The following is a 25,815-nucleotide window of genomic DNA, read 5'->3' on the forward strand; positions in this document are numbered from 1 at the left end:
GGCCAGCAGCGCGGCTTGGGTCACATGAACACCTGCAAGGCTTCGTGCGGCGCGTCGCAATTGACGAGCTCTACGCGCTTCATCTCCATGCGCCACTCGTTGCCTTCGCGGCGCAGGGTATGCAGCACGCTGCCGGCGAACGCGCGCTGCTCGGTCTTGCGCCATTCGAGCAGGTGGAAGGTCGAGCGCACCACGCAGCCGGCTTCGGTGCGCGACTCGAGCGAGATGTTGCCCAGCACGTGCACGGTGCGAGTCGGCGGCTGCTGCGAGTAGGCACGGGCCTGCTCGAGCCGCCGCGCACGCATCGAGCGCAGCAAGGCGTCTTCGCAGAACAGCGAGGCGTGGTTGAGGTGGTCGGTCTGGCCGTGGACCAGCGGCACCCAGTACAGCCCGTCGGGCGTGAACAGCCGCAGCCATTCATCCCACCGGTGCTCGTCGAGCAGGCGTGCCTCGTGAAACAGGAACTGCGTGATGTCCTGCTGCTCTTGCCAGTCGTTGAAGTTCATTCGGCGCCTCCGGTCCGCACACCCATGTACGAGGCCCAGGCGCCGAACATGTTGCGCGCCGGCATTTCGCTGTTGCCGTTGGAAGAGCGGCCGCCCGGCAAGGGCTGCTCGCGCCCCATGCCGCGGTGCATGCTAACCCAGTCGCCGCCGTCGGAAGCCAGGCCTTCCTGCACGCGGTTGTAGGCTTCGAGGTCGTCGGGCATCACGTTCGACGAGGGCGAATTGACGATGTTGGTGTACTTGAGCGTGCGCTGGAATGTGGCCTCGGGTGCGCCCTTCAATCGAAAGCTGAATATTTCGACCAGCGTGCGATCGACCGAGAGTGGCCGTATCACCCGGATCTGCTGGAATGAGGTGTGCGGCGAGCAGCTTGGGTACACGATGGTGTTGTGCCGGTTCACCCGCAAAATCTGGTCGGCGCGCGCCTCGCCCTGCTTTGCCTGAAGCGCCGCCACGTAGGCCAGGCTCACCGGATCGGTGGGTGGCACGAAGATGCCTTCCATGAAGCCGTGGCCGTGGTCGTAGCCCTTGAGTTCGAGCTTTTCCCAGAACTCCAGCGGCTCTCCGTTGCCGTCGACGATCACGACCTCGAAGGGCTTGGGCGTGCCGGCCGGCATCGACTCGAATTCTTCCTTGGCCGCGCGCCACGACGATTCATGCGTGGCCACCGCATGAATGGTGTCGTGCAGGTTCTCGAAGAAGATCTTCCAATTGTTGCGCTGTATCACGCGCTGCACGCCGCCGGCCACTTCCACTTCGCCGTCCGGCGCGCGGTCGCAGAAGTTGTCGAGCGAGGTGGCCACGCCGCCCAGAAACTCGACGAGCTCGGGGCCCTCTTCAGCCAGGCTCGCGAACACGAAGCCGCGGTGGCTGGCCACGCGCGCCACCTTTCGCACCGAGTGCTGTTGCGCCTTCAGGTCGAGCGCGGTGTCTTCGTAGCCGCTGCGCAGCGGCACCGAGAGCAGGCTGCCGTCGCACTTGAAGGTCCAGCCGTGATAAAGGCAGCGCAAGAACTTGCCGGCACTGCCGCTGCCGTCCGGAACGATCTTGGCGCCCTTGTGCGGGCAGCGGTTGTAGAGCACGTTCACCTTGCCGTCGGTGTGGCGCACCATCACCACGGGTTCGCGGCCGAGCCGCGTGGTGAAGTAGTCGCCGACGTTCGGCACCTGGCTCTCGTGGCCAACGTAGATCCAGGCCTGGCCGAAGATGCGGTCCATCTCGAGCTCGAAGATCGCGGGGTCTGTGTACACGCGCTTGTGCACGCGGTCAGGCTGCACGAGTGCCTGCAGGTCGATGGTCATGGGAATGGGTCTCCTGAAATGTGGTGGTCAGATGTCGAGCACCAGGTGCGGCGTCTTCGCGCGGGACACGCAGGTGCAGATGGTCCGGCCCTCGGCTTTTTCCCGGGCGCTCAGGTTGTGGTCGCGGTGGTCGGGAACGCCCTCTTCCACTGCAACGGCGCACACGCCGCAATCGCCCTGGCGGCAGTCGTACAAAGGGTCCAGCCCCGCAGAGATCAGCACGTCGAGCAGGCTCTGGTGGGCGGACACGGTCAGCGTCTTGCCCGAGCGCAGCGTGCACACTTCGAAAGGCGCGTCGCCCTCTTGCTCCAGCGCACCGGCAAAGAGTTCGCAGTGCACTTGGTCGCCGGGCCAGCCAAGGTCTCGGGCCAGGTTGACCGCGGCCTGCACCATGCCCTTGGGTCCGCACACATGAAGGTGGCGCCCCGGCTGCGGAGCCGAAAGCGCAGCGCGCAGGTCGAGGACGCGGGCCGGATCGCCGCCGTCATGAACGACGGTGGCGCCCAGCGCGCGCGCTTCGTCCAGATACGCGGTGTGCACCGCGCTGCGGCTGGCATAGAAGAAATCGAATGCGCGTCCTTCGGCCGCCAGCGCCCGGGCCATGCACAGCAGCGGCGTGATGCCGATGCCGCCGGCAATCAGGAGCGGCGGCACGCTGCCTGTATGCAGCGCGAAATCGTTGCGCGGCGGCTGCGCCGTCAGCACGGCGCCCGGCTTCAATCCATGCATCCATGCAGAGCCACCCGAGCCTTGCGGCTCATGCAGCACCGCAACTTCGTAGCAGCAGCCCTCCGCGTGCGGCGCCACCAGCGAGTAGGCGCGCTGGCCGACGCGGCCGTTGGGCTGGACGACTTGCAGGCCCAGATGAGCGCCGGGCGTGTACGGCGGCAAGGCACCGCCGTGCGCGCTCCGCAGCACGAAGGCCTTGATTGCGGGCGTGAGCGGCCTCACCGCTTCCACCACCAGTTCGAGCATCTCCGAGTCGCCCGCCATCATCCGAGTGGCAGGGCCGGATCGGCGATGGTCAGGCTGGTCGACTTTTGCCAGCGCGGCATCAGCGTGTTCGAAGGCAGATGCTCGTCCACCAGCTTGCGCGCCGTCTCCACGCCGGCTACCGGCAGGCCCTTTGCATCGAGCAGGCCAATTTGCACCAGCACGCTGGCCTGGTCCCAATAGATGTGCTCGTGATAGAGCTTGTCGCCGCGAAACTTGACGATGGCCACGAGCGGGATTTCAACCGCCTTGCCGGTAGGCGCAATGCCCGGCAGCATCCAGTCGATTTCCACCGTGTGGGTGAAGCAGAAGAGCATCTCGTCGACGATCTGCGTGGCGCCCACGGTGCGCGAGATGGGGGTAAGCCGCGTATCCGGCGGCGTGGTGGGAATGAAGTGGTGCTTGTAGAAGCGCGAGAGCTCCTTGGCCCCTACCCCGCCTGTCATGGTGGGAATGTGGTTCACATAAGGCTCGCTCACCATCGTGCCCATGGTGGCGACCACGTCGCGCGTCGCGAATTCGTATTCGCAGTGTTTGTCCCAGAGCGCAGACAGGTCGTAGACGGGGCCGATGGCGTCCTTGAACAGCGCCATGGAGCGCTGGTGGGCCATGAGCGTGGAGGGCTTGTCGAAATGATCGCCACCGGTGCGCGCGAATGCGTGGTCCACGCCGGGGTACACATACATCTGCGCGCCGGGCTTGCCTGCAAAGGCCTCGAGCACCTGGTTGCGCGCTTCGGCCGGGCAGAACTTGTCGAGCTCCGCGAAGTGCAGCGCAATCGGGCATTCGATTTTCGGCAGCACCTCCAGGTCGGCCTCGATGCCGACGCCGTAGTAGCCCACCGCCGCATCCACGCCCGAATGCGCAGCCGCAAGATACGCGAGCTTTCCGCCGAGGCAAAAGCCCAGGGCGCCCACCTTGCCGGTGCATGCCGGGTGCGCGCGCAGCGCCTTCACGCTGGCCGTGATGTCCGAGACACCGGCCGCCACATCGAACTTCTGGAAGAAGCCGAAGGCGCGCTGCCAGTCTTCGGGCGAATAGCCCAGCTCGACATTCGGCTCCATGCGCCAGAACAGGTCGGGCGCAAGCACCACGTAGCCCTCTTCGGCATAGAGGTCGGCCACTTCGCGCACGTAGTCGTTGATGCCGAAGATCTCCTGGCACAGCACGATGCCGGGGCCTTGCCCCGAGGGCGGCAATGCAAGGTAGCCGCGAAAGGCCTGGCCGTCGGCGGCTGCGATGTCGATGTATTGGCTCATGGGACGAGTCTCCGAAGTGGTGGGGTTCGGCGGACGATTCTGTGGAGCGCCCCGCGTGCTGTCTGTCCACTTCTTGCAGGCGCAGGCCGCGCGAAAAGTGGATAGCCCGCCGTTCGCGCGCCGTGGAGACTCGGCCCCCGCGCATACATACCTTTGTTGCAACCCACGCCATCCGAATCACCCCTGAGGAGATCCTTCATGTCGCAGGCAAGAATCACAACCGCCGTTGCTTTGCTGGCGCTCGCCGTCACGGGCGCATTCGCATCGCAAGCACGGGCCCAGGCGCAAACCGTCAAGGTCGGCCTGGCGATGGACCTCTCCGGCCCGTTTGCGGTGGGCGGCGCCGAGGCCAAGGCCGGCTTCGCGGTGGCAATGAAGCAATTGGGCGGCAAGCTCGGCGGCGTCCCGGTGGAGTTTGTCGAGGCGGACACGGGCGGCAGCCCCGACCTGGCCCGGCAGGTGGTCGAGCGCATGCTGCTGCGCGACAAGATCGACCTGTTCACCGGCCCCATCGGCTCGACGGTCGCACTCGCCGTGGGCGCGCCGCTCTTCGCGGCCAAGGTGCCCTATCTCTCGAGCAACACCGGCCCGAGCGACTACTCGGGGGCCAGGTGCAATCCGTATTTCTTCGGCGCGTCCTACCAGAACGACGCATACCACGAAGCGGCGGGCAAATTCGCTTCGGACAAGGGTTTCAAGAAGGTCGCGCTCATTGCGCCGAGCTACCCCGGCGGCAAGGATGCGATCACCGGCTTCAAGCGCAACTTCAAGGGCGCGGTGAGCGATGAGCTCTACACGAAGCTGGGCCAGCTCGACTACTCCGCCGAAATCGCGCAGATCCGCGCGGCCAGGCCCGATGCGCTCTACTTCTTTCTGCCGGGCGCCATGGGCGTGAGCTTCATCAAGCAGTTTGTCGGCGCGGGCCTGTCGAAAGAGGTGGCGCTGATCTCGACCGCCTTCTCGGCCGACGAAGACATGATTCCCGCCGTCGGCGAGCCGATGCTCGGGCTCTTCAACACCGCGCATTGGTCATACGACCTCGACAACCCGGCCAACAAGCGCTTCGTGGCGGATTTCCGGGAGCAGAACAACGGCCGCAACCCGTCGTTCTATGCGGGCCAGGCGTATGACGTGCTCATGGCCATGGACGCGGCGGTGCGGGACGTGGGCGGCAAGGTGGCCGACCGGCCGGCGCTGCTCAAGGCAATCAAGGCCGCCAGGTACAAGTCGGTGCGGGGCGACTTCAGCTACGGTGCCAACAACTTTCCCATTCAGAACTACTACCTGCGCGTGATCGGCAAGGACGCGAGCGGGCGCATTGCCAACAAGGTGATCGGCACGGTGCTGCAGAACTATCAGGACAGCTCGTCCGCCAAGTGCGCCATGAAGCCGGCCTGACGAAGCCGACGGTTCTAGTGCCGCGCCGGCTCTCGCGAAGTTTCGCGCGGAAGCCGACCAAAGCGCTCGCGGTAGCAGGCGGCGAAACGGCTCAGGTGCGAGAAGCCGCAGCTGAAGGCGACCTCGGTCACGCTGGCGCCGTCGTGCCGCGCCAGTTGGGCATGCGCAGCATCGAGCCGCATGTTGCGCAGCACTTCCATGGGTGAAAGATCGCGGTAGCGCCTAAATAGCAAACCGAGCGCGCGCCGCGACACGCCGGCGGCCTCCGCCACGTCCTCCAGCGAAAGCGGCGCATCGAGCCGGCTGCGCATGAATTCTTCGGCAAGCCGCAGCTGCCGCATGCTGGCCGCCTCCGAGCCGAGCCGCAGCGCGTCGTGCTGCCGCCGCACCGAATTGGGCCGGTGGCACAGCAGATAGAGCATGAGGTTGTCTTCGTAGTGGGCCAGCCAGCGCGGGTCATACGGCTCGTGGCCGTCCGCGGGGAGCAGCGATGCGAGGCCGGCCACCATGCGGCACCACTGGGTGCCTGCGGCGTCGTCGAGCCGAAGCGGCAGCTCGAAGTCGATCTCGCCGATTTCTGCCGCGGCCCCTGCACCGCCGGCGGGCCTTGCGGCAAACGTTCGGCGTGCCACGTCCTGCAGACGGGCAAGGTCGATCTTGAGCATCAGCTGCTCGCAGTCCGCATGCCAGCGCAGCCGCACGGGTTTGTGCGCGGACACCACGGCCCCCTGGCCGGGATGGATCTGCACCGTCTGGCCGCCGGTATGCACTTCGGCGTGGCCGCGCAGCGGCATCTGCACCAGCACGAAATTGCCCAGCGAGTCGGGCTCGATGTCGACATCGCAGCCGTAGCGCAGGATGCACAGCGACAGTGCGCTGAGTTCGGCCCGGCAGAAGACCGCATCGACATTGCCGCGCCCCCAGGTGCTCCGGTGCGCCTTCAGCTCATGGGTCACGAGCGCGTGGGTTTCGTCCGCCTCGCGCGATCGGAAGATCTCGCGCCCATACAGGGTGGAAAGCTGCTGGCTCGACCATGCGTCCACGAACACTCCTCGGGGCGAAAGTACTGATATCGATTGTCTGCCGCCTTGCGGCGCGAGCGCAATTTACCGCCGGGGACTGCGTTCTGCCATGGGGGTTGCCCGGGCGGCAGCCGGAGCCTGCAAGAATCTTGCCCGGGCGTTCGCCAGGCATGGCGGTGCTAATTGCGACCGCTTGCGGACACCATGGCTCGCCGGATCACCTTGCCGATGCTCAGGCCTTGAACGAGGATCGAGAACACAACCACGCAGTATGTCAGCGCAAGAATCGTGTCGCGCTCCTCGCCCGCGGGCAACGAAAGGGCAAGCGCTACCGAGATGCCGCCGCGCAGCCCTCCCCAGGTCAACACCTGCGCCGAGCCGGCGGGGAGCCGGAAGAACCCGCGCAGCGCACCCACCGGAACCCCTACGGTGAGCCATCGCGCGGCCAGCGTGACCGCGATTGCGGTCGCACCGCCGAAAAGAACAGGCGCGCTGAATGCGATGAGCAACACCTCCATGCCGATCAGCACGAACAACACCGCGTTGAGTATTTCGTCGAGCAGTTCCCAGAACATGTCGATGTAGCGGCGCGTGGTGTCGGACATGGCATGCGCCCGGCCCCGATTGCCGATCATCACGCCGGTGACCACCATTGCCAGCGGTCCGGAGATGTGGAGATGGCTCGCCAACGCATAGCCGCCCAGCACGGCTGCGAGCGTGAGCAGCACCTCGACCTGGTAATGGTCCACGCTCTTCAGCAGGCGGTACGTCGCATAGCCGAGCCCGAACCCGAAAGCCAGGCCGCCGCCAGCCTCGCGCGCCAGCAGTTCGAACGCCACGCCCGCCGTCGGCACACTGCCGCTCGTCACCATGCCGAGGACCAAGGCAAAGATCACCACGCCGATGCCGTCGTTGAACAGCGACTCCCCGGCCACCACGAGTTCAAGGTTCTTGGGCGCCCCGGCGGACTTCAGAATGCCCATGACGGCAATCGGGTCGGTGGGCGATATCAGGGCACCAAAAAGCAGGCAGTACAGCAGCGGCAGTTCGATGCCGATCCAGGGGAGCACCATCCACATGCCGAAGCCCACAGCCACGGTCGAGGCCAGGGTACCCACCAGAGCCAGCACACCGACTTGCCAGCGGTAAGTTTTCAACTCGCTCAGGTTCACATGCAGGGCGCCCGCAAACAGCAAGAGCGACAGCATGCCCTGCATGAGTACGTCCGAAAAGTCGATCGAACGTACGAAAGATTCTTCGTAGCGGCGCAACCCATGATCGAGGCCGACCGCATTCAGCAGCACGATCGCCAGCGAAAGGAGCAGCGCGATCGCCATCACCCCGATGGTCGTCGGGAGCCCGACGAAACGGTGATTCACATAGGCCAGAAGCGCGGTGATGACCAGGCAGGCGGCAGCAATGTCGAGCATTGGCGGCTCAGTAGGAAATCAGAAGCCGCCGGCAGCACGGAACGCCGCTCGCCAAGGGTGTTGCGTGGGGCGCCGCGAACAGCTATTTCTGCTTGCCGCCGGTGTCTTCCGCCTTTTCCTTGTCCTTGTCCTGCTGCGCCTTCGGCAGCTTGACCTTGGTCACGGTCACCGAGACTGGGTCGCTGGCGGGAAAGGACTCTTCGACGCCGCTGTCCAGGGCCTCTTCGCTGGGCGCCTGCTCGACCGGCTTGGCCGGCTCGACAGCCGGCTTGCCGTGGTTCTTGGACGTGGGAAAGGGGAAAGCTTTTTCCGAAGTCGTCATGAGTGGCTCCTCGGCCATGCAAGCCGCTAGGGCTTGCGCGGCTCCTTGTTGGTTTCCGACCGTAGGTCTTCCCGCAGCCCGTAGGCCGCGGAACCGTCGTGGCGCGATGCCTCCACGTTCTTGCGCTTGCTCGCCATGCGCTCGGCGGGGGCCGGTGCCGAGTCTTGTTCGCCGGCAGCCGAAGAACTGCTGGTGAACTTTTCTCCCGCGCCGATGTTGTCCACGCCGCCGCTGGTGGTGGGCCGGGTTCCGTCGCCTGAGCCCAAGTTTCCGGGTTCTCTGTTCATTGGTTCGACTCCTGTTCGCTCGAGGAGCAAAGTGGCAATGAATCGATTCTGGGAACTCCAAGGAGCCCGAACGTAGGACGACGCCAGCGTCCATCAGTCGGAAGCATCCTCGCCTGATGACTCTTTTCAAAGTGTCGAATGTGTCGGTGCTTCGTGTGTGCCGGTACCCAACACCTGCCCCGCGGACGCGTGTCGTCCGGCCCAAGGACGCACTATTTAACGAGCAAATGTGATAAATTCACATTTAAATACAATCTGACACATCATCACCTGGCCAGCTGAATGAAAAAGCTCTCGTTTTCGCGCCGGCGCAATGGCTTCACATTGATCGAGGTAATGATCACAGTGGCGATCGTCGCGATCCTGGCTTCCATTGCGATGCCCAGCTACAACCGCTACGTGATCCGCGCCAAGCGCTCCGCGGCCCAGGCGCAGATGATGGAGATCGCCAACCGGCAGCAGCAGTTCCTGCTGGCGAACCGCAGCTACGCCGACAAGACGACACTTACGGCCAGCGGCTATTCGCTGCCGGCGGACGTTGCCGCCAACTACGACTACTCGGTCACCCTGTCTGCGGCGGATGCTCCTCCCGGGTTTGTCCTGACCTTTGATTCGAGAGGCGCCCAGGCGTCCGACGGCGACCTCACCCTCGATAACCAAGGCGCGAAAACGCCGGCCGACAAATGGTGAAGCCGGGCCCGACCGCCGAACGCGCCGGCAAGCAACGCGGCGCCACGCTGATCGAAGTGCTGGTCACCCTGCTGATCGTTGCCTTCGGCCTGTTCGGGCTCGTGGGCCTGCAGGCGCGCCTCCAGTCGTCCGAAATGGAGTCTTACCAGCGCTCGCAGGCGCTGATCCTGCTCAATGACATGGCGAGCCGCATTGCAATCAATCGCCGCATGGCCTCCAGCTATGTCACCGCGTCGCCGCTCGGCGCCGGGATCAACTGCCCCACCGGCACGGGCTCGCGCCAGCAGATCGACGCCATGGAATGGTGCAACGCACTCCAGGGCGCAGCCGAAACCTCGGGCAACACCAAGCTTGGCGCCATGATCGGCGGGCGCGGCTGCGTGGAGGATTTGGGCAACAACGAATACCTGATCACCGTCGCCTGGCAGGGCCTCGTGCCCATTGCCGCACCGCCGGAAGGCGTGGCCTGCGGCAAGGACGCATACGACGTGGCTCCCACCGCAACAACGCCAAGCCCGCAATGCACCGCCGACAGGTGCCGCCGGACCGTGACGACACTGGTGCGCATCGGGACGCTTTCATGATGCGCGCACGCCGGGCAGGCAAAACTCGCCACCCTGCCCGTGCCCTGCTGCGCCAGCGCGGGCTGACGCTGATCGAACTGATGGTGTCCATCACCATCATGCTGATCGTGCTGGCGGCGCTGATTGCGCTGTTCCTCAATGTGAACAACACCCAGCGCGAAATGGTCAAGGTCAACCGCCAGATCGAAAGCGGCCGCTTGAGCGTCTTTGTGCTCGAGAACGAAATCACGCACGCGGGCTTCTGGGAAAACTACATGCCCGAGTTCGACGACCTCACGGTTTCGGGGGTGCCCACGAAAGTGCCTACCGGCAATGCGCCCGATCCGTGCCTGCCCTATTCGGCGGTGAACTGGACCGAAGACTACAAGCGCAGCCTGCTCGACATGCCCGTGCAGGCCTACGACGCCGTGCCGGCCAGTTGCGCCGGCCTGCTGACGAACAAGAAGGCCAACACCGACGTGCTGGTGGTGCGCCATGCCGAAACCTGCATCGCCGGTACGCCGAATTGCGAAGCCGACACGCTGGGCAAGCTGTACTTCCAGTCGTCTTTCTGCGGCACGCAGAAGCCCTCGGACTTCGACCTCACCACGGCCGGCTTTGCCACCATGATGAGCAAGAACTGCACGACGCCGTCGCCCAAGCGCAGGTTCATCTCCGACATCTACTACGTGCGGGACTACGCCGAAACGGTCGGCGACGGCATCCCGACTCTGGCGCGTTCGCGCTTCGATCTCTCGTCGACGGGGCTGGCGCAGCAGCCGCCTGTGCCTCTTATCGAAGGCGTCGAGGGCTTCCGCGTGGAACTGGGCCTGGACACGCTGAGCAAGACCGGCGCGGCCGTGAACTACACCCAGGCTATTGCCTGGGCGGACGCAGCCGTCAGGTCTTCCCCCACCAACCGCGGCGACGGAAGCCCCGACGGCAACTTCGTTCATTGCAGCACGGCGTTGCCCTGCACGGCCGACCAGTTGATCAACGTGGTCGCGGTGAAGCTCTACGTGGTGGCACGCAGCACCGAGATTTCGCCCGGCCATACGGACACGCGCACCTACAACCTCGGCAGCGCAACGCTCGGTCCGTTCAACGACCACTACAAGCGCCACGCGTTCACCACCGCGATCCGCATGACCAACGTGACCGGCCGCAGGGAAACGCCGTGAAGATGCCATCCACCTCACCCAAGCGCCGGCAAGGCGGCGCGGCGCTGATCGTCGGGCTGATCATGCTGGTGCTGATTACCCTTGCGGTGACCGCCGGTTTCACGCTCAGCAACACCAACCTCAAGTCGGTGGGCAACATGCAGAACCGCAACGAAGCGGTGGCCGCGGCCAACCGCGCTATCGAGGAGGTGGCCTCCTCCCTGCTGCTGCCCGGCGTGGACGGCTCGCCTTCGCTGGCCAGGCCCCTGGCCACCCAGAGCCGTGTCGACATCAACAACGACGGCACCATCGACTACACGGTCGACATCGCCGCCCCCACGTGCGTGCGCGCCACCAAGTCCACCGACACCGGTGGAGGCGGCACGGCCGGCCCCGGTGGCATCGGCGGAAATTCATCCACCAGCGGCTCGGGGCTCAATGCCCTGCCCGACCAATACAACACGGTGTGGGACATCAGCACCAGCGTGACGGACGCCGCCAGCGGCACGGTCACGGCGGTGCGCCAGGGCGTGCGGGCGCTGCTGACCAAAGAGCAATTCGAAGCGCTGTGCTCATAGCCAGACCTTTCCTGCGAATGATCACGACGATGAACGGATCGACATCATGAAAAAGAACTTCTTCCGGCCGCTCTGGGCCGCCGCACTGCTGATGTTCGGGCTTTCCGCGGCGCAGGCGGAGGACATCGATCTTTTCGTCGGCTACAACCAGACCGTGACGGACGCGCCGAACGTGCTGTTCGTTCTGGACAACACGGCCAACTGGAACCAGCCCTTCACCGCCGAGATCAATGCGCTGGCCAGCGCCTTCGAAAGCCTGCCCACGGGCAAGTTCAAGGTCGGCGTGATGATGTTCAGCGAAACGGGCGGCGGCAACTCGAACATCGACGGTGCCTACCTGCGCGCCGGTGTGCGCTTGATGGACGATGCCAACAGGGGAAAATACGGCGCGCTGATCCGTAGCCTGGGCAAGAACGACGACAAGTCCAACGGCGGCAAGGCCGGCAAGATGATGGCCGAGGTTTATCGCTATCTGTCGAGCGGCGCCCCCATGGCCGGCAACAACAAGGCAAAGGCCGACTACACCGGCAATGTCTTTGGTACCGCGGCGTCAAAGGCGATCTATGCGCTGCCGGGCAATCCGCTGGCGGCCATCAACAGCAGCACTTACAACGGGCCGAACACCACCAACTGCATCGGCACCTACGTCATCTACATCAGCAACGGTGCCGCCCAAGACAACACCAGCGACACCACCACCTCCACCAATGCACTGCGTGCGGCGGGAGGCACCACCACCATGATTCCGCTGAGCCCGAGCGGCTCGCAGGACAACGTGGCCGACGAATGGGCCAAGTTCCTGCAAACCAGCATGGGAGTGAAGGTCTACACCGTTGAAGCTGCCAAGGCCACCGGCGGCCAAGGGCCGGGCTGGAGTGCGCTGCTAAAGAGCATGGCAGACCAAAGCAAAGGCGAGTATTACGACCTCAGCGCCAAGGTCGACCTTGGCATGGCGCTCAAGGAATCGCTGGACGACATCTTCAGCAAGATCCAGTCGGTCAACAGCGTGTTCTCGTCGGTCAGCCTGCCCGTGAGCGTGAACACGCAGGGCACCTACCTGAACCAGGTGTTCGTGGGCATGTTCCGCCCTGACGATTCCGCCTATCCGCGCTGGAACGGCAATCTCAAGCAATACAAGCTCGGCCTGGACACCAACAACCAGCTGATCCTGCAAGATGCAGCCGGCACCAACGCCATCAATAACCAGACCGGTTTCATCGCGCCCTGCGCGCGAAGTTTCTGGACGCCCGCGCCAAGCACCACCGACGCCTACTGGAGCTTCCGGCCCGCCGGCGATTGCCTTGGCAAGGAGGCCGCCGAAAGCCCCGACGGCAACGTGGTGGAAAAAGGCGCGCAAGGCTACATGCTGCGGCAGGTGCTCACGGCCGACCGCAACGTGAAGACCTGCGCGGCAGCTGACTGCTCGATCCTGACGAGCTTTGCCACCGGAAACACCGGCATCACAAAAGCGGCACTCGGCGTGCCAACCGACGCCGAGCGCACCACGCTGATCGAATGGCTGCGCGGGCTGGACAACAAGGGTGACGAGCGCCGTGCTGCCGACGGCACGCCTCTCACATCGACCACGGCCATGCGCCCTTCGGTGCACGGCGACGTGGTGCATTCGCGTCCGGTGGCCATCAACTACGGCAGCGACAGCGAGCCGGAGGTGGTGGTGTTCTATGGTGCCAACGACGGCATGCTGCGCGCCGTCAACGGCAACCAGAGCGCCGCCATCGGCTCCGCGGCGCCCGGCAGCGAGATGTGGTCCTTCGTGCCGCCGGAGTTCTACGGCAGCATCAAGCGGCTGTACGACAACACCAAGCGGATCAACTTTCCGGGCGTGCCGGTCAGCGTGGGCGCGACCGCCCCCAAGCCCTACGGCATGGACGGCGCCATGGCAGCCTATCGCCAGGGCAACGAAGCCTGGCTCTACGCGAGCATGCGCCGCGGCGGCCGCCTGGTCTATGCGTTCGATGTGTCGAACCCCGCCTCGCCCATTCTCAAGTGGCGCAGGGGTTGCCCGAACCAGGACGATGACGTCGGTTGCGACACGGGTGCAAACGACATGACAGGCATCGGCCAGACCTGGTCGGCGCCGAAGATCGTCAAGTCGGCCGGCTACGGTTCCGGCAGCACGCCCATGGTGATGTTCGGCGGCGGATACGATAAGTGCGAAGACGTCGACACCACCGTAGCGAGCCAGGCCTGCGGGGCCGCGGCCAAGGGCAACAAAATCTACGTGCTCGACGCCAGCACCGGCAACGTGCTGAAGAGCTTCACCACCGACCGCGGGGTCACCGGCGAAGTCACGGTCGTGAACGACAGCGCGGGCCTGGCCAAGATCGCCTATGCAGCCGACCTGGGTGGCAACGTCTACCGCATTGCCATTGGCGCTGCCGCACCGGGCAGCTGGACGATGACCAAGATCGCCTCGCTCGGCTGCGACGTCGCGAGCGCCACCTGCACGCCCAACCGCAAATTCATGTTCGGGCCCGATGTGGTCGAAGACAACGGCATGAACGTGCTGCTGCTGGGTTCTGGCGACCGCGAAAAGCCGCTGCGCTCCTATTCGGCCGCGCTCAGCGTCTCCAACCGCTTCTACATGATGGTGGACAAGCCCGCAGACGCCACCTGGCTCACCAACGAATCGAGCAACTGCGACGGCAACTCGCTCCTGTGCCACGGCTCGCTGCTGGCCATTACGGGCACCGATGCGCCTTCGCCCACCGCCCTGGCGGCCAAGAAGGGCTGGTACCTGGTGCTCGCGCCGGGCGAACAGGTGGTGACCTCGTCGGTGACCGCCTATGGCAACACCACCTTCAATACCCACACGCCCACAGATCCGACCGTGCGCCAGTCGTGCCGTGCCGACCTGGGCACGGCCAACGTCTACAACCTGGCCTACCTGAACGCCGGCGCGCAGGGCGCACGCTTCCAGAACGTGGTCGGCGGCGGCCTTGCACCCTCGCCCGTGGTCGGCCGCGTGATGGTGAACGGCAGCTTCCGCGACGTGGTGATCGGCGCCAACCCCGACTCGTTCCTGAGCCCGAAGGGTGCCGCGGTCAAGACCGCCTTCACGCAGCCCAAGGGCCGCGTCTACTGGTTCATCCAGAAGTAAAGGGTGGGCAAGGTGCAGACAACCGCCGGCATGCGAACGCGCGGCTTCACGCTGGTGGAGCTGATGGTCACCATTGTGGTGCTGGTGGTGCTGGTGTCGGTGGCCGTGCCCTCGTTCGACAACATTCGGCTTTCGAGCCGGCTGACTTCCTACGCGACCGATCTGGTGGCCGGCAGCCAGCTGGCGCGCAGCGAAGCCATCAAGCGCAACGCGGCCGTGACGCTGTGCGCCTCGGCCAACGGCACCGCCTGCGCCACCAACGGCCAATGGGAAGCCGGCTGGATCGTCATCAGCAACAGTGGGCAGGTGATCCAGAAGCAGCCGGCCGCGGCCAGCGGCTACCAGATACGCGACAGCGGCGGGCTCAGTGCCCTCAGCTTCGACAGCACCGGCGTCGGCGGCACGGCGGCCGACATCACGATCTGCCGCGCAAGCCCCGTGGGCAACCAGGAGCGGGTGGTGAAGATCAGCGCCACCGGGCGTTCGTCGATCACCCGAACCAGTGTGGGTACCTGTGGTGCATGAATGAAGTCTTTTTTGTGCGATCCTCGGCGATGCGGACAATAGTGCACTAACAAGGGTTCAGGCCCGCCAGTTCACGCCACCGCATCGCAACTGCATCAGTAGAAACGCCTCATTTCATGGAACACCAGTTGGACTGGGCACTTGCCGCATGCGGCCGCATCCTGCGGCCGGTGGTTCGGCTCGCCCTGGCCATGGGGGTGAAGCATCCGCACCTGGAAGTTCTGCTGCGCGACCTGCTGCTGGAGGAAGCCACGCGCTCCTGGCGCAAACAGGGCGTGGCAAAACCCAATATCAGCCAGTTGTCGGTCACGACCGGCCTGAACCGCAAGGCAGTGACTTCCAAGGTTCGCGCGCCCGTGGACGCCCTGCCCCACACGGAAATATCGGCCGCCGCCAAGACCTTTACGCTCTGGCTGCAGATGGTGTCGGAAAACCAGGCCTACCAGCGGCTTCCGATCACCGCCGAGGCCGAGGACGTCCCCTCCTTCGAAACCGTGGCGCGGCTCGGCAGCCGGGGCAACGTGCACCACCGCGCCATCCTGGACGAACTGGTGCGCCTGAACATGGCGGCCGAGCAGGACGGCTGTGCGGAACTCAAGGTCGACGGCTTCGTGCCGGTGGACAATTTGCAGGCGATGCTGGCGTTTCTGGGAGACAACGGCCGCGACCACCTGCTGGCTGCGGTGTCCAACACCCTTGGCGAGCAGCCGCGCATGCTCGAGCGCGCGGTGTACGCGCGCGGCCTGGGGCTGGAAGATTGCGAGAGCATCCATCAGCTGGTGCGCGAACGCTGGTCCACCCTGCACCACGAATTGGCGGGCGAAATGACGCGCGCCGTCGACCGCGCTCCCAAAGGCGCCAAAGGGCGCATCCGGGTCGGTATCTACACTTACTATGAAGACGACACCGCGCCGCTTGCGCCGGTGGTCGCCCCCAAGCGGGAAGAGAAAACGCCATGAAGAACCACTACCGTTGGATGCGCGGCATCCTCCTTGCCGGAGCAATGGCCCTGCTGCTCTCGTGCGGCGGCGGTGGTGGCGGCGGAACGTCCGCCGGCGGCGTGGGCCTTGGCGGCAGCGCAGCTGTTGGCGGTGGTAGCGACGGCTCCGGGGGTACAGGTGGCGGTGGTGGCACTGGCACCGCGGGGGGATCGGACGGTACGGGAACGGGCGGCTCCGGCACTGGCGGTGGCAGCGGCGGGACGAGCACCGCGGGCAATGGCACCGACGACGGTTCGGGCGTGGGCTCGGGCGGCACCGGCGTGAGCACCGCCGACGCGACCGGCGTGGGTTCCGTGGGCGGGCTCGGCAGCATCATCCTGAATGGCGTGCGCTACAACACGGACGCCGCCACCTTCAGCCTTGAAGACACCAGCGAGCTGCAGATCGGCATGAGCGTGCGCATTGCCGGCAAGATCGACAGCCAGTTCACCGCGGCCACGGCGCAGCAGGTCGATTCGGCGGCCGAATTGCGTGGTGCGGTTTCTTCGATCAACCTTGCAGGCGGCAGCTTTGTGGTGATGGGTACCACGGTCACCACCGACAACGCCACCGTGTGGAGCGGCGGAAACAGCCTGTCGGACCTGGTTGCCGCGAGCCAGGTTCAGGTGTGGGGCCTGCCCTCCGCGCCGGGCACCTTGCGTGCCACGCGCGTCGAGCTGAAGCCCGCCTCGGCCGAGCCGCTGGTCACCGGATTCGTGCAGAACCTCGACCGCCTCAGGACGAGCTTCACGCTCGGTCAGCTCACCGTGGAGTATCTCGGCGTCGACGACTCGAAATTGGCCGAAGGCGCCATCGTCCGGGTGCGTGGCAGCGCGGCGCCGGTTGGAGGCGTGTTCATCGCCACCAAGGTGCAGGGCTGGTATGCCATACCGACGCAAAACGCCTCGGCGGTGCAGCTTGCGGGTGTCGTTACCAACTACGCCGGTATCGGGGACTTCAAGGTTCTCGGTACAGCCGTCAACGCTTCACAAGCGCAGATTCCGCCTCCCCAATTGGCCTCCATCGGCAACGGCGTCAAGGTGGAAGTCGACGGCTTCATGAACAACGGCGTGCTGGTGGTGAAGAAGCTGCGCGTGCGCAACGTCCCAGGCGCCGGTGGGCCGGTCGATTTCACGCTGATCGGTGCCATCGGCGCCTACCAGTCTCCCGCCAGCTTCCGGGTGCGGGGCCGCCAGGTGGACGCCAGCCGCCCCGGAACCGCGTTCGAAGGCGGAGGAACCATCGCCCAACTGGCCAATGGCCGCCGCGTGACCGTGGTCGGCGATACGGTGGAAAACGGCGTGCTCATTGCGAAGCGCGTCATCTTCGCGCCCTGACCACGCAAGCCCGCCCAGGCGGCCGGCGCGGACCAATAAACGCCCGAGAAAAGCCAGGGGTTGCATTTGCAGCTCCGGCTCGATCGCGGCATCCTGTGAGCCGAGCGCGACGAAAAAGAAGAAGAACGGCCCTGTTCGAACAATCTCTTTTTCGAAAGGTTTGGAATGAACCCCGATCTTGAACTCAGGCACGAGGTCTTCGCCCAGCTGAACTGGGACCCGGCAGTGGTGGGATGCGATGTCGATGTGTGCGTGGAAGGCGGCGTGGTCACCTTGCAAGGCAGGCTTGCCAGCGAAAGCCTCAAGACCGCCGTGGAGCGCGCCGTGCGCCGCGCCGAAGGCATCGGCACCATCGTGAACCAGCTGACCACTGTCGACGCGCATCAAGCCGTTGCACCGCCCAAGCTTTGACGCTTCGCAGCGGCCCCGGCGGTCAAGCCGCGGCCATGGCCGTGCTTCCCAACTGTGCGTCGTTCTCGGCGTCGCTGAGCCAGCGCCGCTTGTCGCGCAGCGGCGGCGCGCCGAACATGCGGCCGTATTCGCGCGCGAACTGCGACGGGCTTTCGTAGCCCACGCTGTGCGCGGCGCTTGCCACATCGGCGCCGGCCATCAGCATCTGGCGGCGCGCCTCCTGCAGGCGCAGCTGCTTCTGGTACTGCAGCGGGCTCATCGCCGTCACAGCCTTGAAATGATGGTGGAATGACGACACGCTCATGTGCACCGCGCGCGCCATGTCCTCGATGCGCAGCGACTGTGCATAGTTGACGCGCAGCGCGCTGATGGCCTTGGCAATGCGCTGCGTGTGGCTGTCTTGCAGCGCAATCTGCCGCAGCCGCGCGCCCTCGCCGTTCACCAGCAGGCGGTACATGATCTCGCGCTTGATGATCGGCGCCATGATCGGCACGTCCTCGGGTGATTCGACGAGCCGCAGCAGCCGGAGCACCGGCTCCAGCACCGGCATGGCTATGCGGTTGACGTACATGCCGCGCGAGGCGGGCGCATTGGCCTTGGCGGGCAGCTTCTCGTCGCCGATGAGCTCGCCGATGTCGTCCATTGCCAGCTCCAGCCGCACGCCGAGATAGGGTTCGTTGTCGCTGGTCAGGCGCACCTGGCCGCACACGGGCAGGTCGACCGAGGTCACGAGGTAGTGCATCGGGTCATACACATAGATGTCGTCTCCCACGATGATCCGCTTGGAGCCCTGGGCAATCAGCCCGAGCGCCGGGGTTGCAAAGGCATGCTTGGGACCGTCGGGCTTGCTGATGCAGAACACCTGCAGGCCGGCTACCGGTGTTTCCACCGTGCCGTCGCGCCCGCCGGTGATGCGGTTGATCAGCGCCACCAGTTCCTTCCTGGCTTCGTCGAGTTCGGGCTCCAGGGGCATCGGCTGGGCGATGGCGGCAGCGGTTTCGGGTGTTTCGTCGGACATGTTCGGGCCTTGTCGCGGGTTGGATCAACAACGTCTGCGCCAAGTCTGCGGGCAGCGTGGAGGATCGGGTGGTTCAAAGCTTAGCGCCGCACTCATGAATCTGCACGGCCCCGGACATAGGTCTGGAGAAATAGGCAAAGACTTTGCAGAAACGCGCTCGTCGCCCCGGGGGCCGCGGGCGGATACTTTTTGCCGACGCCTCTCCAACGCAAAGGACCCTCTCCATGCAATATCGCAAGTTCGGCCGCACCGGCCTGTTCGTTTCCGAGCTGTGCCTCGGCACCATGACCTTCGGCGGCGCCAGCGGCATCTGGGGCCATATCGGCAACCTGCAGCAGGCCGAGGCGGAAAGCCTGGTCGGCCGGGCGCTGGATGCCGGCATCAACTTCATCGACACCGCCGACGTGTATTCCGAAGGCCTCTCGGAAACCATGACCGGCCAAGCGCTGAAGAACCTCAAGGTGCCGCGTGAGAACGTGGTGGTTGCCACCAAGGTTTTCGGCGAGGCCGGCAAGAGCCCCAATGCGGCCGGCGCCTCGCGCTATCACATCATGGACGGCGTGAAGGCCAGCCTGAAGCGCCTGCAGCTGGACCACATCGACCTGTACCAGATCCACGGCTTCGACCCGGTCACGCCCGTGGAGGAAACGGTGCGCGCGCTGGACAACCTGGTGCAGCAAGGCCATGTGCGCTATGTGGGCGTTTCGAACTGGGCCGCCTGGCAGATCATGAAGGCGCTGGGCATTGCCGAGCGCCAGGGCCTCGCGCGATTCGAATCGCTGCAGGCCTACTACACCATTGCGGGCCGCGACCTCGAGCGCGAGCTGGCGCCCATGCTGCAGAGCGAAAACGTCGGCCTGATGGTCTGGAGCCCGCTGGCGGGCGGCTTGCTCAGCGGCAAGTACGGGCGCAATACCGAAGCCGAAAAAGGCAGCCGCCGCACCACCTTCGACTTTCCGCCGGTGAATGTGGAGCGGGCCTACGACTGCATCGACGCGATGCGCGAACTGGCCGAGGCGCGCAAGGTGTCGGTGGCGCAGATCGCGCTGGCATGGCTGCTGCACCAGCAGGTGGTCACCAGCGTGATCGTGGGCGCCAAGCGCGTCGAGCAGTTGGACGACAACATTGCCGCAACGCGCATCCGGCTCTCCGCCGATGAGCTTGCGACGCTCGACAAGGTGAGCGCGCTGCCGTCCGAGTATCCGGGCTGGATGCTCGAACGCCAGGGCGGCGCGCGGGCGAAGCGCCTGGCCGAATCAGGGCAGCGCGGCTGAGCGCCTGGCCGGATCAGGCGAGCGCGGCAGCACGCCGCGCCAGGTAGGCGCCGGTAGCGCGCAATGCGCGCAGATCGAGATGCCGCGCGGCGCCTGCCGCGGACGCCTCCGCCAGGTGCGGCACCACGCCGAGCAACGGCGCCCCGAGCCGGCCGCGCAAGGTCTGCAGGTTGGCCTCGGGCGCGAGCATTTTCGGTTCGACGATGCTCGCGACCCAGCCCGCCAGCATGAGGCCGCGCACGCGGATCGCCTCGGCCGTGAGCAGCGCGTGGTTCAGGCATCCCAGGCGCAGCCCGACCACCAGGACCACCGGCAGGCCCAGCGCCACGGCCAGGTCGGCGCTGTCGAGGTCGTCGCCAAACGGCACGCAGAACCCGCCCACGCCCTCGACCACCACCGCGTCGGCGCGCTGCGACAGCGCCGCAAAGGCCGAGAGCAGCGGCGGCAACTCGATGCGCACGCCCTCCTCCCGCGCCGCCAGGTGCGGCGACATCGGCGCGCGCAGCAGGTACGGGCAACGCAACGCCAACGGCGCATCGACATTGCCTGCGGCATGCAGTTGCTCGACGTCGTCGTTGCGCCAGGCACCATTGACCAGATCCAGCCCCGCGGCCACCGGCTTCATGCCGACCGCGCGCAGGCCCGAGGCGGCCAGCAGGCTCAGCATCGCGCTGCTGACCAGCGTCTTGCCGACGCCCGTGTCGGTGCCGGTGACGAACCAGCGGCGGGGCGTCATGGGTGCACCTCTGGCTGCGCCAATGCCCCGCCCAATGCATCGACCAGCCGGGCCACATCGGACTCGCTGTGGCTGGCCGAGAGCGTGATCCGCAGGCGCGCGGTGCCGGCGGGCACGGTCGGCGGGCGAATGGCGCCGACGCGCAGGCCGCGCGCATCGAGCTGCGCCATCGTTTCCATCGCGCGCGCGTTGCTGCCGACGATCAGCGGCTGGATCGCGGTGGGCGACTCCGGCAGCAAGGCGCTGCCGCCGTGCGGCAAGACGGCCCCGAGGCCGCGGCGCAATTGGGCAATGCGCACCTTGAGGCGCGCCCGGCGCGCATCGCCCTCTTCGCTTTCGATCAGCCTGAGGCTCGCAAGCAGCGCATGCGCAATGGCCGGCGGCGCGGCGGTGGTGAAGATGTACGGCCGCGCTCGCTGCACGAGGTAATCGACCACGGTCGGGTGCGCCGCCACGAACGCGCCTGAAACCCCGGCCGCCTTGCCGAGCGTACCCACAAGCACCACCCGCTCCGAGCGCAGGCCTTCCGCCTGCAGCACGCCGCGCCCCGTGGCGCCCAGCACGCCGAAGCCGTGCGCGTCGTCCAGCACCAGCCAGGCGTCGTGCCGCTCAGCCAGCGCAAGCAGCCCAGCCACCGGCGCGATGTTGCCGTCCATGCTGAAGACCGCATCGCTCACGATGAGCTTGACGGGCGCATCGCAGGCGCCGAGCTGCGCATCCAGCGCTGCAAGATCGCAATGCGGATAGCGCTCGACCCGCGCCTTGGCCAGCCGCGCACCATCGATCAGCGACGCATGGTTGAGCGACTCCGAAAAAATCACCGCTTCGGCGCCGCCAAGTGCCGTCAGCACTGCAAGGTTGGCCATGTAGCCCGTGCAGAAGAACAGGCTGCGCGCCTCGGGAATGAAGGGCGCCATCCAGTCGCCGAGCCGCTCTTCCAGCTCCGCATGCGCGCGCGAATGGCCAAGCACCAGGTGCGACCCGCCGCTGCCCGTGCCATAGCGCGCCGCGCCTTCGGCCAATGCGGCGGCCAGCGCCGGGTGCGCTGCCAGGCCCAGGTAGTCGTTGCTGCTGAAGCAGAGCATGGCGCGTGGCGTTTGTGCGCCGGCGAGCGTCAGCATTTGCTCGGGTGCGCAGGCCGTCTCGGCAATCTGCCGGCTGCGGCGCAGCGACTTCGCGTCGAGTGCCGCAATCTCGCCCTCCAGGCGTTCAAGCAAGCGCGACATCGCGGCCTCCCTGTTCCGCGCGGCCCGAAACGTCAACCGCCCTCAGCGTGGCCAGCGTGGCATCGACCAGGAAGTCGATATCGCCGTCGCCAATTGCATACGGCGGCATCAGGTACACCGTGGCGCCGATCGGCCGCATCAGCAACCCGTTCGCCCGCGCGGCCAGGTGAAAGCGTTCGGCAAACCGGGCACCGGGCTCGCGCACGTCGAAGGCCGTGATCATTCCGCGCTGGCGCAGGTGATCGACCGGCATGCCGTGCAGCCCGTCGCGCAACCTACCGACGAGCCGTTCGGCGCGCGCGCGGTTGCGGCGCAGCGCGTCCTCTTGCTCGAACAGGTCGAGCGTCGCAATGGCAGCGCGGCAGGCCAGCGCGTTGCCGGTGTACGAATGGGAATGCAGAAAGCTGCGCGCCACGTCGTCGTCGACAAAGCCTTCGTAGATTGCATCGCGCGTCATCACCAGCGCCAGCGGCAGGTAGCCGCCGCTGATGCCCTTTGAGAGGCAAAGAAAGTCGGGCCAGATGCCGGCCTGCTCACAGGCAAAAAAGCTGCCGGTGCGCCCGCAGCCCACCGCGATCTCGTCGGCAATGAGGTGCACGCCGTAGAGGTCGCACAGCGCGCGCACCAGGCGCAGGTATTCGGGGTCGTGCATGGCCATGCCGGTGGCGCATTGCACCAGCGGCTCGACGATCACGGCGGCAATCGACGCATGGCTTTCGGCCAGCAGCGCCTCCAGTTGCGCGGCGGCACGCCGTGCCACGGCCGCCGCATCTTCGCCAGGCAGCGCGGTCCGTGCGTCGGCCGATGCGACGAGGTGCGCATTCGCGAGCAACGGCGCATACGCGTCGCGAAACACAGGCACATCGGTCACATGCAGCGCGCCCAGCGTTTCGCCGTGGTAGCCGTTGCGCAGGGCGACGAAGTTGCGCTTGCCGCCGAGGCCCGCGTTGCGCCACGCATGAAAGCTCATCTTCAACGCGATCTCCACCGCCGATGCGCCGTCGGAGGCGTAGAAGCAATGGCCGAGCGCATGGCCGGTCAGTGCTGCGAGCCGTTCGGCCAGTTCCACCGCTGGCGCGTGCGTGCAGCCTGCGAGCATCACATGCGAGAGCGTGTCGAGCTGGTCTTTCAGCGCGGCGTTGATGGCCGGATGCGCATGGCCGAAGAGATTGACCCACCACGAACTCGTGGCGTCGAGGTAGCGGCGGCCGTCGTGGTCGTAGAGCCAGACGCCCTTGCCTCGCGCGATCGGCAGAGGCGGCACCGCCTCCAGCCGGATGCTCTGCGTGCACGGATGCCACACGTGGCGCCGGCTGCGCTGTTGCCAACTGGCGTTTTTCGACGTCGCGAGCGTCGTGTGAGGAGCAATCGTTGGCGGCATCCGCGTAATCCTTTGGAGCAAGGCGCGGGATCGTATCGACGGCGATCCGAGGCGGCAAACCGCCGATCGGGATGCGTGATGGACGGTGTTTAAGCGGCGTTGGTCGATGTAGCCTGCCGGTTCAAACCAAGCTCGCGCAACAGGCAAGCATCATGCGTGCACCGCGCCGCGCGGCGGGATTGCAAGTTGTCTTGCGGCCGATAAAGATAGTTGCGAACTGTCGGAGTTCCGCCGGCCGAGCCCCTGTCGCCCCGCTTATCGGACAGCGCGTTGGCTGATTTTCAAAATCGCAGTGCCAGGCTCGAAAGCGCCGCTTCCCGTTACCCGTTCTTCACCAGCGCCGAGATGTATTCGTCCAATGAAGTCGCGCCTCTTTCGGCGTTTTCAGGCTCTTCCTTTTTGTCGAGAGTGGCGCGGGTCATCGCGGAATAGGACCGTGCGCCGGCCTCTGAAAATCCCATCGAACGGAAAGCCTGCTCCCACTGATCGGGCGGGGTTACCACCACTTCCACCCGCCGGCCGAGCGCCTGAGCAAAAGCCTCGGCAACATCGCCTGGCGAGTAGCGCTGCGGCCCCTCGACATAGTGCGGACCGGAAGGCCGGGCTTCGCCCAGCATGAGCCGCGCCGCAAACTCGCCAAGGTCGCGCGGCGCCACCATGGGCAGCTTGAAATCAGGCGGGTACATGCTGTGCAGCTTGCCTTCGCTTTGCGCAGTTTCCAGCGAGGCGTCCCAGTTGCTCATGTAGTAGGCCGCGCGAATCGCACTCACAGGCACCGGCTGCGCGGCAAGCGCCTGCTCCATTCGGTAGAGCACATCGAGGTCGCCGATGCGGTCGCCAGGCTGCGCACCGTAGGTGGACTCGGCGACGATCTTCTCCAGCGGCAAGCCCTCGATCGCTTCGAGAATGCAATCCAGGCTCCTTTGCTCCTCGGCAGCGGTGTCGGTGGAGGGCGGCGCCGGCGGATTGAGAAGGAACAGCCGCTTGCCGCCGGCCACCACGCGCCGCAGCGAAGGCACGTCGAACACGTCGGCTTCCGCGATGGTGGCGCCCTGCCGGCGCAAGGCTTCGGCGTGCGCACCGTTGCGCGTGACCGCGGTCACTTTCTCGCCTCGGGCAAGCAGCGCAGAAACGAGCGCCGAGCCGACATGCCCGGTCGCGCCCAAAACGATATGAGTCATGCGTGCGCCTTCAAGGGTTGCAAAACAGGAAATGACATGGCTCGAAGCTATTGGCCCACCGCCGCCGCGGGCGCCCGGCTTGGACGACGCCCGTCGTGGGTCTATTCCCACACCGGCGGCTCCGCGGCGCGTGGAGAAATGCATGTCCACGCATTCTTTTGAAGGAGCAATTCATGACGAAGACAAACCCCAATACACCCGATGAACGCGGCTCGCTCCCGCCCGATCACAACAAGGCGGGCAACCAGAGCCCGACGCCTCGCAACGAGCCACGCCGCACTGCCGAAAGCCGCCACGACCGCGAAAGCCATGTCGGCAGCAGCAACCAGACCCAGTCACGGCGGGGCGGCGGCACGCATTGAGGGCGGCCGGCTGAACACCACGAACCACACACCGTCTCGACCGTGTCTCACCGCAACGAAGCCACTGCCGCCCTGAAGGCGCTGAGCGTCGCCACCGACGCCTGCCGCGAGTGCCCGCTGGGAGAGCCCGCGACGCAGTCGGTCTTTGGCGAAGGCCCGGTCGGCGCCGTGTTGATGGTGGTGGGCGAGCAGCCGGGCGACAAGGAAGACCTGGTGGGCCGCCCCTTCGTGGGCCCTGCCGGCAAGCTGTTCGACCGCGCCGTGGCCGAGCTCGGCTGGTCGCGCGAGAAGCTCTACGTGACCAATGCGGTGAAGCATTTCAAATACGAGCTTCGCGGCAAGCGCCGCATCCACAAGACGCCGGGTCAGCGCGAGGCCGAAGCCTGCAGGCACTGGCTCGAAAGCGAGATGGAACTGGTGCAGCCGCGCGCCTTCATTGCCTTGGGCGGCACGGCCGCGCGCTCGCTGCTGGGCCGGCCGGTAGCTGTGATGAAGGAGCGTGGGCAGTGGCATGAAGATGCAGCCGGACGCCGCGTGCTGGTGACGCTGCACCCCTCCGCCCTTCTGCGCGGCGACCCCGAGCAAAGGGAGGCCGCATGGGAAGCCTGGCTCAAGGACCTGCGAGTCGCCTCGGAACTGATGAAGAAAACGGCTGCGGCCAAGGCTGCCAAGCGTGCGGCCCCCGCGACCCGACCGGTGCGCGCCCCGCGCAGGGCGCGAACGACAGCCCCTGCCTGACCCCGCCTGCGCTCGA

At 66.0% G+C, this 25,815-nt stretch carries 26 protein-coding genes; 13 read left to right on the forward strand and 13 right to left on the reverse strand.

Going from position 1 to position 25,815, the window contains the following annotated elements; genetic code table 11:
* Positions 1-20 precede the first annotated feature (20 nt).
* The 4 genes from GOQ09_RS13835 to GOQ09_RS13850 are packed head-to-tail and all read right to left on the reverse strand — an operon-like array spanning position 21 to position 4,059.
* Entirely contained in the window at positions 21-506 is a 486-nt protein-coding gene (locus GOQ09_RS13835; RefSeq protein ID WP_157613924.1) for an aromatic-ring-hydroxylating dioxygenase subunit beta, read from the reverse strand.
* Positions 503-1,807 carry an aromatic ring-hydroxylating dioxygenase subunit alpha gene (locus GOQ09_RS13840; RefSeq protein ID WP_157613925.1) on the reverse strand — a complete coding sequence of 435 codons (1,305 nt, stop codon included), beginning with the start codon at positions 1,805-1,807 and terminating at the stop codon, positions 503-505. Before GOQ09_RS13840 ends, GOQ09_RS13835 begins: the two co-directional genes overlap by 4 nt.
* A 27-nt stretch (positions 1,808-1,834) precedes the next feature.
* The gene (locus GOQ09_RS13845; protein WP_431769272.1) at positions 1,835-2,803 is read right to left on the reverse strand and encodes a PDR/VanB family oxidoreductase; all 969 of its coding nucleotides are present in this window, start codon (positions 2,801-2,803) and stop codon (positions 1,835-1,837) included.
* A complete protein-coding gene (locus GOQ09_RS13850; RefSeq protein WP_157613926.1) occupies positions 2,800-4,059 on the reverse strand; it encodes a dienelactone hydrolase family protein in 1,260 nt (419 codons plus the stop codon). Before GOQ09_RS13850 ends, GOQ09_RS13845 begins: the two co-directional genes overlap by 4 nt.
* Positions 4,060-4,257: 198 nt before the next feature.
* On the opposite strand from GOQ09_RS13850, the gene GOQ09_RS13855 reads away from it, so the two are divergent.
* Positions 4,258-5,457, forward strand: coding sequence for an ABC transporter substrate-binding protein (locus tag GOQ09_RS13855; RefSeq protein WP_157613927.1), 1,200 nt, complete (start codon positions 4,258-4,260; stop codon positions 5,455-5,457).
* A gap of 14 nt (positions 5,458-5,471) precedes the next feature.
* On the opposite strand, the gene GOQ09_RS13860 is transcribed toward GOQ09_RS13855, so the two are convergent.
* The 4 genes from GOQ09_RS13860 to GOQ09_RS13875 form a co-directional block, all read right to left on the reverse strand.
* Complete coding sequence (locus GOQ09_RS13860) at positions 5,472-6,500, reverse strand: AraC family transcriptional regulator (protein WP_157613928.1); 1,029 nt, start codon at positions 6,498-6,500, stop codon at positions 5,472-5,474.
* Positions 6,501-6,658: 158 nt separating this feature from the next.
* Positions 6,659-7,909, reverse strand: coding sequence for a cation:proton antiporter (locus GOQ09_RS13865; protein WP_157613929.1), 1,251 nt, complete (start codon positions 7,907-7,909; stop codon positions 6,659-6,661).
* 82 nt (positions 7,910-7,991) lie between these two features.
* Positions 7,992-8,231, reverse strand: coding sequence for a hypothetical protein (locus GOQ09_RS13870; protein WP_157613930.1), 240 nt, complete (start codon positions 8,229-8,231; stop codon positions 7,992-7,994).
* 26 nt (positions 8,232-8,257) lie between these two features.
* A complete protein-coding gene (locus GOQ09_RS13875; protein ID WP_242630836.1) occupies positions 8,258-8,518 on the reverse strand; it encodes a hypothetical protein in 261 nt (86 codons plus the stop codon).
* A 282-nt stretch (positions 8,519-8,800) separates the two neighbouring features.
* Here GOQ09_RS13875 and GOQ09_RS13880 point away from each other — a divergent pair, with 282 nt between their 5' ends.
* The 9 genes from GOQ09_RS13880 to GOQ09_RS13920 all read left to right on the forward strand — a co-directional run bounded on the left by GOQ09_RS13880 (position 8,801) and on the right by GOQ09_RS13920 (position 17,883).
* Positions 8,801-9,208, forward strand: coding sequence for a type IV pilin protein (locus tag GOQ09_RS13880; protein ID WP_157613931.1), 408 nt, complete (start codon positions 8,801-8,803; stop codon positions 9,206-9,208).
* A complete protein-coding gene (locus GOQ09_RS13885; protein WP_157613932.1) occupies positions 9,202-9,792 on the forward strand; it encodes a prepilin-type N-terminal cleavage/methylation domain-containing protein in 591 nt (196 codons plus the stop codon). The genes GOQ09_RS13880 and GOQ09_RS13885 overlap by 7 nt, the downstream gene beginning before the upstream one ends.
* Positions 9,789-10,952 (forward strand): PilW family protein, encoded by a 1,164-nt coding sequence (locus tag GOQ09_RS13890; protein ID WP_157613933.1) that lies wholly within the window; start codon positions 9,789-9,791, stop codon positions 10,950-10,952. Before GOQ09_RS13885 ends, GOQ09_RS13890 begins: the two co-directional genes overlap by 4 nt.
* 2 nt (positions 10,953-10,954) lie before the next feature.
* Entirely contained in the window at positions 10,955-11,509 is a 555-nt protein-coding gene (locus GOQ09_RS13895) for a pilus assembly PilX family protein (protein ID WP_157616706.1), read from the forward strand.
* Between the two features lie 46 nt (positions 11,510-11,555).
* The gene (locus GOQ09_RS13900) at positions 11,556-14,630 is read left to right on the forward strand and encodes a pilus assembly protein (RefSeq protein ID WP_157613934.1); all 3,075 of its coding nucleotides are present in this window, start codon (positions 11,556-11,558) and stop codon (positions 14,628-14,630) included.
* Between the two features lie 12 nt (positions 14,631-14,642).
* Positions 14,643-15,155, forward strand: coding sequence for a GspH/FimT family pseudopilin (locus tag GOQ09_RS13905; RefSeq protein ID WP_242630837.1), 513 nt, complete (start codon positions 14,643-14,645; stop codon positions 15,153-15,155).
* 116 nt (positions 15,156-15,271) lie between these two features.
* Positions 15,272-16,114 carry a DUF6502 family protein gene (locus GOQ09_RS13910; RefSeq protein WP_157613935.1) on the forward strand — a complete coding sequence of 281 codons (843 nt, stop codon included), beginning with the start codon at positions 15,272-15,274 and terminating at the stop codon, positions 16,112-16,114.
* The gene (locus tag GOQ09_RS13915) at positions 16,111-17,472 is read left to right on the forward strand and encodes a DUF5666 domain-containing protein (RefSeq protein WP_157613936.1); all 1,362 of its coding nucleotides are present in this window, start codon (positions 16,111-16,113) and stop codon (positions 17,470-17,472) included. The genes GOQ09_RS13910 and GOQ09_RS13915 overlap by 4 nt, the downstream gene beginning before the upstream one ends.
* A 165-nt stretch (positions 17,473-17,637) precedes the next feature.
* The gene (locus GOQ09_RS13920; protein ID WP_157613937.1) at positions 17,638-17,883 is read left to right on the forward strand and encodes a BON domain-containing protein; all 246 of its coding nucleotides are present in this window, start codon (positions 17,638-17,640) and stop codon (positions 17,881-17,883) included.
* 22 nt (positions 17,884-17,905) lie between these two features.
* Here the strand turns inward: GOQ09_RS13920 and GOQ09_RS13925 are convergent, their stop codons facing one another.
* Positions 17,906-18,901, reverse strand: a complete 996-nt coding sequence (locus GOQ09_RS13925) for an AraC family transcriptional regulator (RefSeq protein ID WP_157613938.1) — start codon at positions 18,899-18,901, stop codon at positions 17,906-17,908.
* A 224-nt stretch (positions 18,902-19,125) separates the two neighbouring features.
* On the opposite strand from GOQ09_RS13925, the gene GOQ09_RS13930 reads away from it, so the two are divergent.
* Positions 19,126-20,175: an aldo/keto reductase gene (locus tag GOQ09_RS13930; RefSeq protein ID WP_157613939.1), complete on the forward strand. Its 1,050-nt coding sequence runs from the start codon at positions 19,126-19,128 to the stop codon at positions 20,173-20,175.
* A gap of 13 nt (positions 20,176-20,188) precedes the next feature.
* Here GOQ09_RS13930 and bioD read toward each other — a convergent pair whose 3' ends face one another.
* From bioD to GOQ09_RS13950, 4 genes are all read right to left on the reverse strand, one after another.
* Positions 20,189-20,911: a dethiobiotin synthase gene (gene bioD / locus GOQ09_RS13935; RefSeq protein WP_207309858.1), complete on the reverse strand. Its 723-nt coding sequence runs from the start codon at positions 20,909-20,911 to the stop codon at positions 20,189-20,191.
* Positions 20,908-22,137, reverse strand: a complete 1,230-nt coding sequence (locus GOQ09_RS13940; RefSeq protein WP_157613940.1) for an 8-amino-7-oxononanoate synthase — start codon at positions 22,135-22,137, stop codon at positions 20,908-20,910. Before GOQ09_RS13940 ends, bioD begins: the two co-directional genes overlap by 4 nt.
* Positions 22,121-23,518 (reverse strand): adenosylmethionine--8-amino-7-oxononanoate transaminase, encoded by a 1,398-nt coding sequence (gene bioA / locus GOQ09_RS13945; RefSeq protein ID WP_157613941.1) that lies wholly within the window; start codon positions 23,516-23,518, stop codon positions 22,121-22,123. Before bioA ends, GOQ09_RS13940 begins: the two co-directional genes overlap by 17 nt.
* 320 nt (positions 23,519-23,838) lie before the next feature.
* On the reverse strand, positions 23,839-24,843 hold the full coding sequence (locus GOQ09_RS13950; RefSeq protein ID WP_242630838.1) for an NmrA family NAD(P)-binding protein: 1,005 nt from the start codon (positions 24,841-24,843) through the stop codon (positions 23,839-23,841).
* Between the two features lie 29 nt (positions 24,844-24,872).
* On the opposite strand from GOQ09_RS13950, the gene GOQ09_RS13955 reads away from it, so the two are divergent.
* Both GOQ09_RS13955 and GOQ09_RS13960 read left to right on the forward strand, forming a co-directional pair.
* Positions 24,873-25,061 (forward strand): hypothetical protein, encoded by a 189-nt coding sequence (locus GOQ09_RS13955; RefSeq protein WP_157613943.1) that lies wholly within the window; start codon positions 24,873-24,875, stop codon positions 25,059-25,061.
* Positions 25,062-25,103: 42 nt separating this feature from the next.
* Positions 25,104-25,799 carry a UdgX family uracil-DNA binding protein gene (locus GOQ09_RS13960; RefSeq protein ID WP_157613944.1) on the forward strand — a complete coding sequence of 232 codons (696 nt, stop codon included), beginning with the start codon at positions 25,104-25,106 and terminating at the stop codon, positions 25,797-25,799.
* Positions 25,800-25,815 lie beyond the last annotated feature (16 nt).

This window comes from Variovorax paradoxus, assembly GCF_009755665.1.
GTDB lineage: Bacteria > Pseudomonadota > Gammaproteobacteria > Burkholderiales > Burkholderiaceae_C > Variovorax > Variovorax paradoxus_G.

Excerpts from the sequence above, each read along its gene's own strand:
- GOQ09_RS13955 (WP_157613943.1), top strand. The coding sequence starts at position 24,873 with ATGACGAAGACAAACCCCAATACACCCGATGAACGCGGCTCGCTCCCG.
- bioA (WP_157613941.1), bottom strand. The coding sequence starts at position 23,518 with ATGCCGCCAACGATTGCTCCTCACACGACGCTCGCGACGTCGAAAAAC.
- GOQ09_RS13870 (WP_157613930.1), bottom strand. The coding sequence starts at position 8,231 with ATGACGACTTCGGAAAAAGCTTTCCCCTTTCCCACGTCCAAGAACCAC.
- bioD (WP_207309858.1), bottom strand. The coding sequence starts at position 20,911 with ATGACGCCCCGCCGCTGGTTCGTCACCGGCACCGACACGGGCGTCGGC.
- GOQ09_RS13835 (WP_157613924.1), bottom strand. The coding sequence starts at position 506 with ATGAACTTCAACGACTGGCAAGAGCAGCAGGACATCACGCAGTTCCTG.
- GOQ09_RS13875 (WP_242630836.1), bottom strand. The coding sequence starts at position 8,518 with ATGAACAGAGAACCCGGAAACTTGGGCTCAGGCGACGGAACCCGGCCC.
- GOQ09_RS13910 (WP_157613935.1), top strand. The coding sequence starts at position 15,272 with ATGGAACACCAGTTGGACTGGGCACTTGCCGCATGCGGCCGCATCCTG.
- GOQ09_RS13890 (WP_157613933.1), top strand. The coding sequence starts at position 9,789 with ATGATGCGCGCACGCCGGGCAGGCAAAACTCGCCACCCTGCCCGTGCC.
- GOQ09_RS13950 (WP_242630838.1), bottom strand. The coding sequence starts at position 24,843 with ATGCATTTCTCCACGCGCCGCGGAGCCGCCGGTGTGGGAATAGACCCA.
- GOQ09_RS13925 (WP_157613938.1), bottom strand. The coding sequence starts at position 18,901 with ATGTCCGACGAAACACCCGAAACCGCTGCCGCCATCGCCCAGCCGATG.
- GOQ09_RS13940 (WP_157613940.1), bottom strand. The coding sequence starts at position 22,137 with ATGTCGCGCTTGCTTGAACGCCTGGAGGGCGAGATTGCGGCACTCGAC.
- GOQ09_RS13850 (WP_157613926.1), bottom strand. The coding sequence starts at position 4,059 with ATGAGCCAATACATCGACATCGCAGCCGCCGACGGCCAGGCCTTTCGC.
- GOQ09_RS13915 (WP_157613936.1), top strand. The coding sequence starts at position 16,111 with ATGAAGAACCACTACCGTTGGATGCGCGGCATCCTCCTTGCCGGAGCA.
- GOQ09_RS13920 (WP_157613937.1), top strand. The coding sequence starts at position 17,638 with ATGAACCCCGATCTTGAACTCAGGCACGAGGTCTTCGCCCAGCTGAAC.
- GOQ09_RS13855 (WP_157613927.1), top strand. The coding sequence starts at position 4,258 with ATGTCGCAGGCAAGAATCACAACCGCCGTTGCTTTGCTGGCGCTCGCC.
- GOQ09_RS13900 (WP_157613934.1), top strand. The coding sequence starts at position 11,556 with ATGAAAAAGAACTTCTTCCGGCCGCTCTGGGCCGCCGCACTGCTGATG.
- GOQ09_RS13840 (WP_157613925.1), bottom strand. The coding sequence starts at position 1,807 with ATGACCATCGACCTGCAGGCACTCGTGCAGCCTGACCGCGTGCACAAG.
- GOQ09_RS13845 (WP_431769272.1), bottom strand. The coding sequence starts at position 2,803 with ATGATGGCGGGCGACTCGGAGATGCTCGAACTGGTGGTGGAAGCGGTG.
- GOQ09_RS13880 (WP_157613931.1), top strand. The coding sequence starts at position 8,801 with ATGAAAAAGCTCTCGTTTTCGCGCCGGCGCAATGGCTTCACATTGATC.
- GOQ09_RS13865 (WP_157613929.1), bottom strand. The coding sequence starts at position 7,909 with ATGCTCGACATTGCTGCCGCCTGCCTGGTCATCACCGCGCTTCTGGCC.
- GOQ09_RS13885 (WP_157613932.1), top strand. The coding sequence starts at position 9,202 with ATGGTGAAGCCGGGCCCGACCGCCGAACGCGCCGGCAAGCAACGCGGC.
- GOQ09_RS13895 (WP_157616706.1), top strand. The coding sequence starts at position 10,955 with ATGCCATCCACCTCACCCAAGCGCCGGCAAGGCGGCGCGGCGCTGATC.
- GOQ09_RS13930 (WP_157613939.1), top strand. The coding sequence starts at position 19,126 with ATGCAATATCGCAAGTTCGGCCGCACCGGCCTGTTCGTTTCCGAGCTG.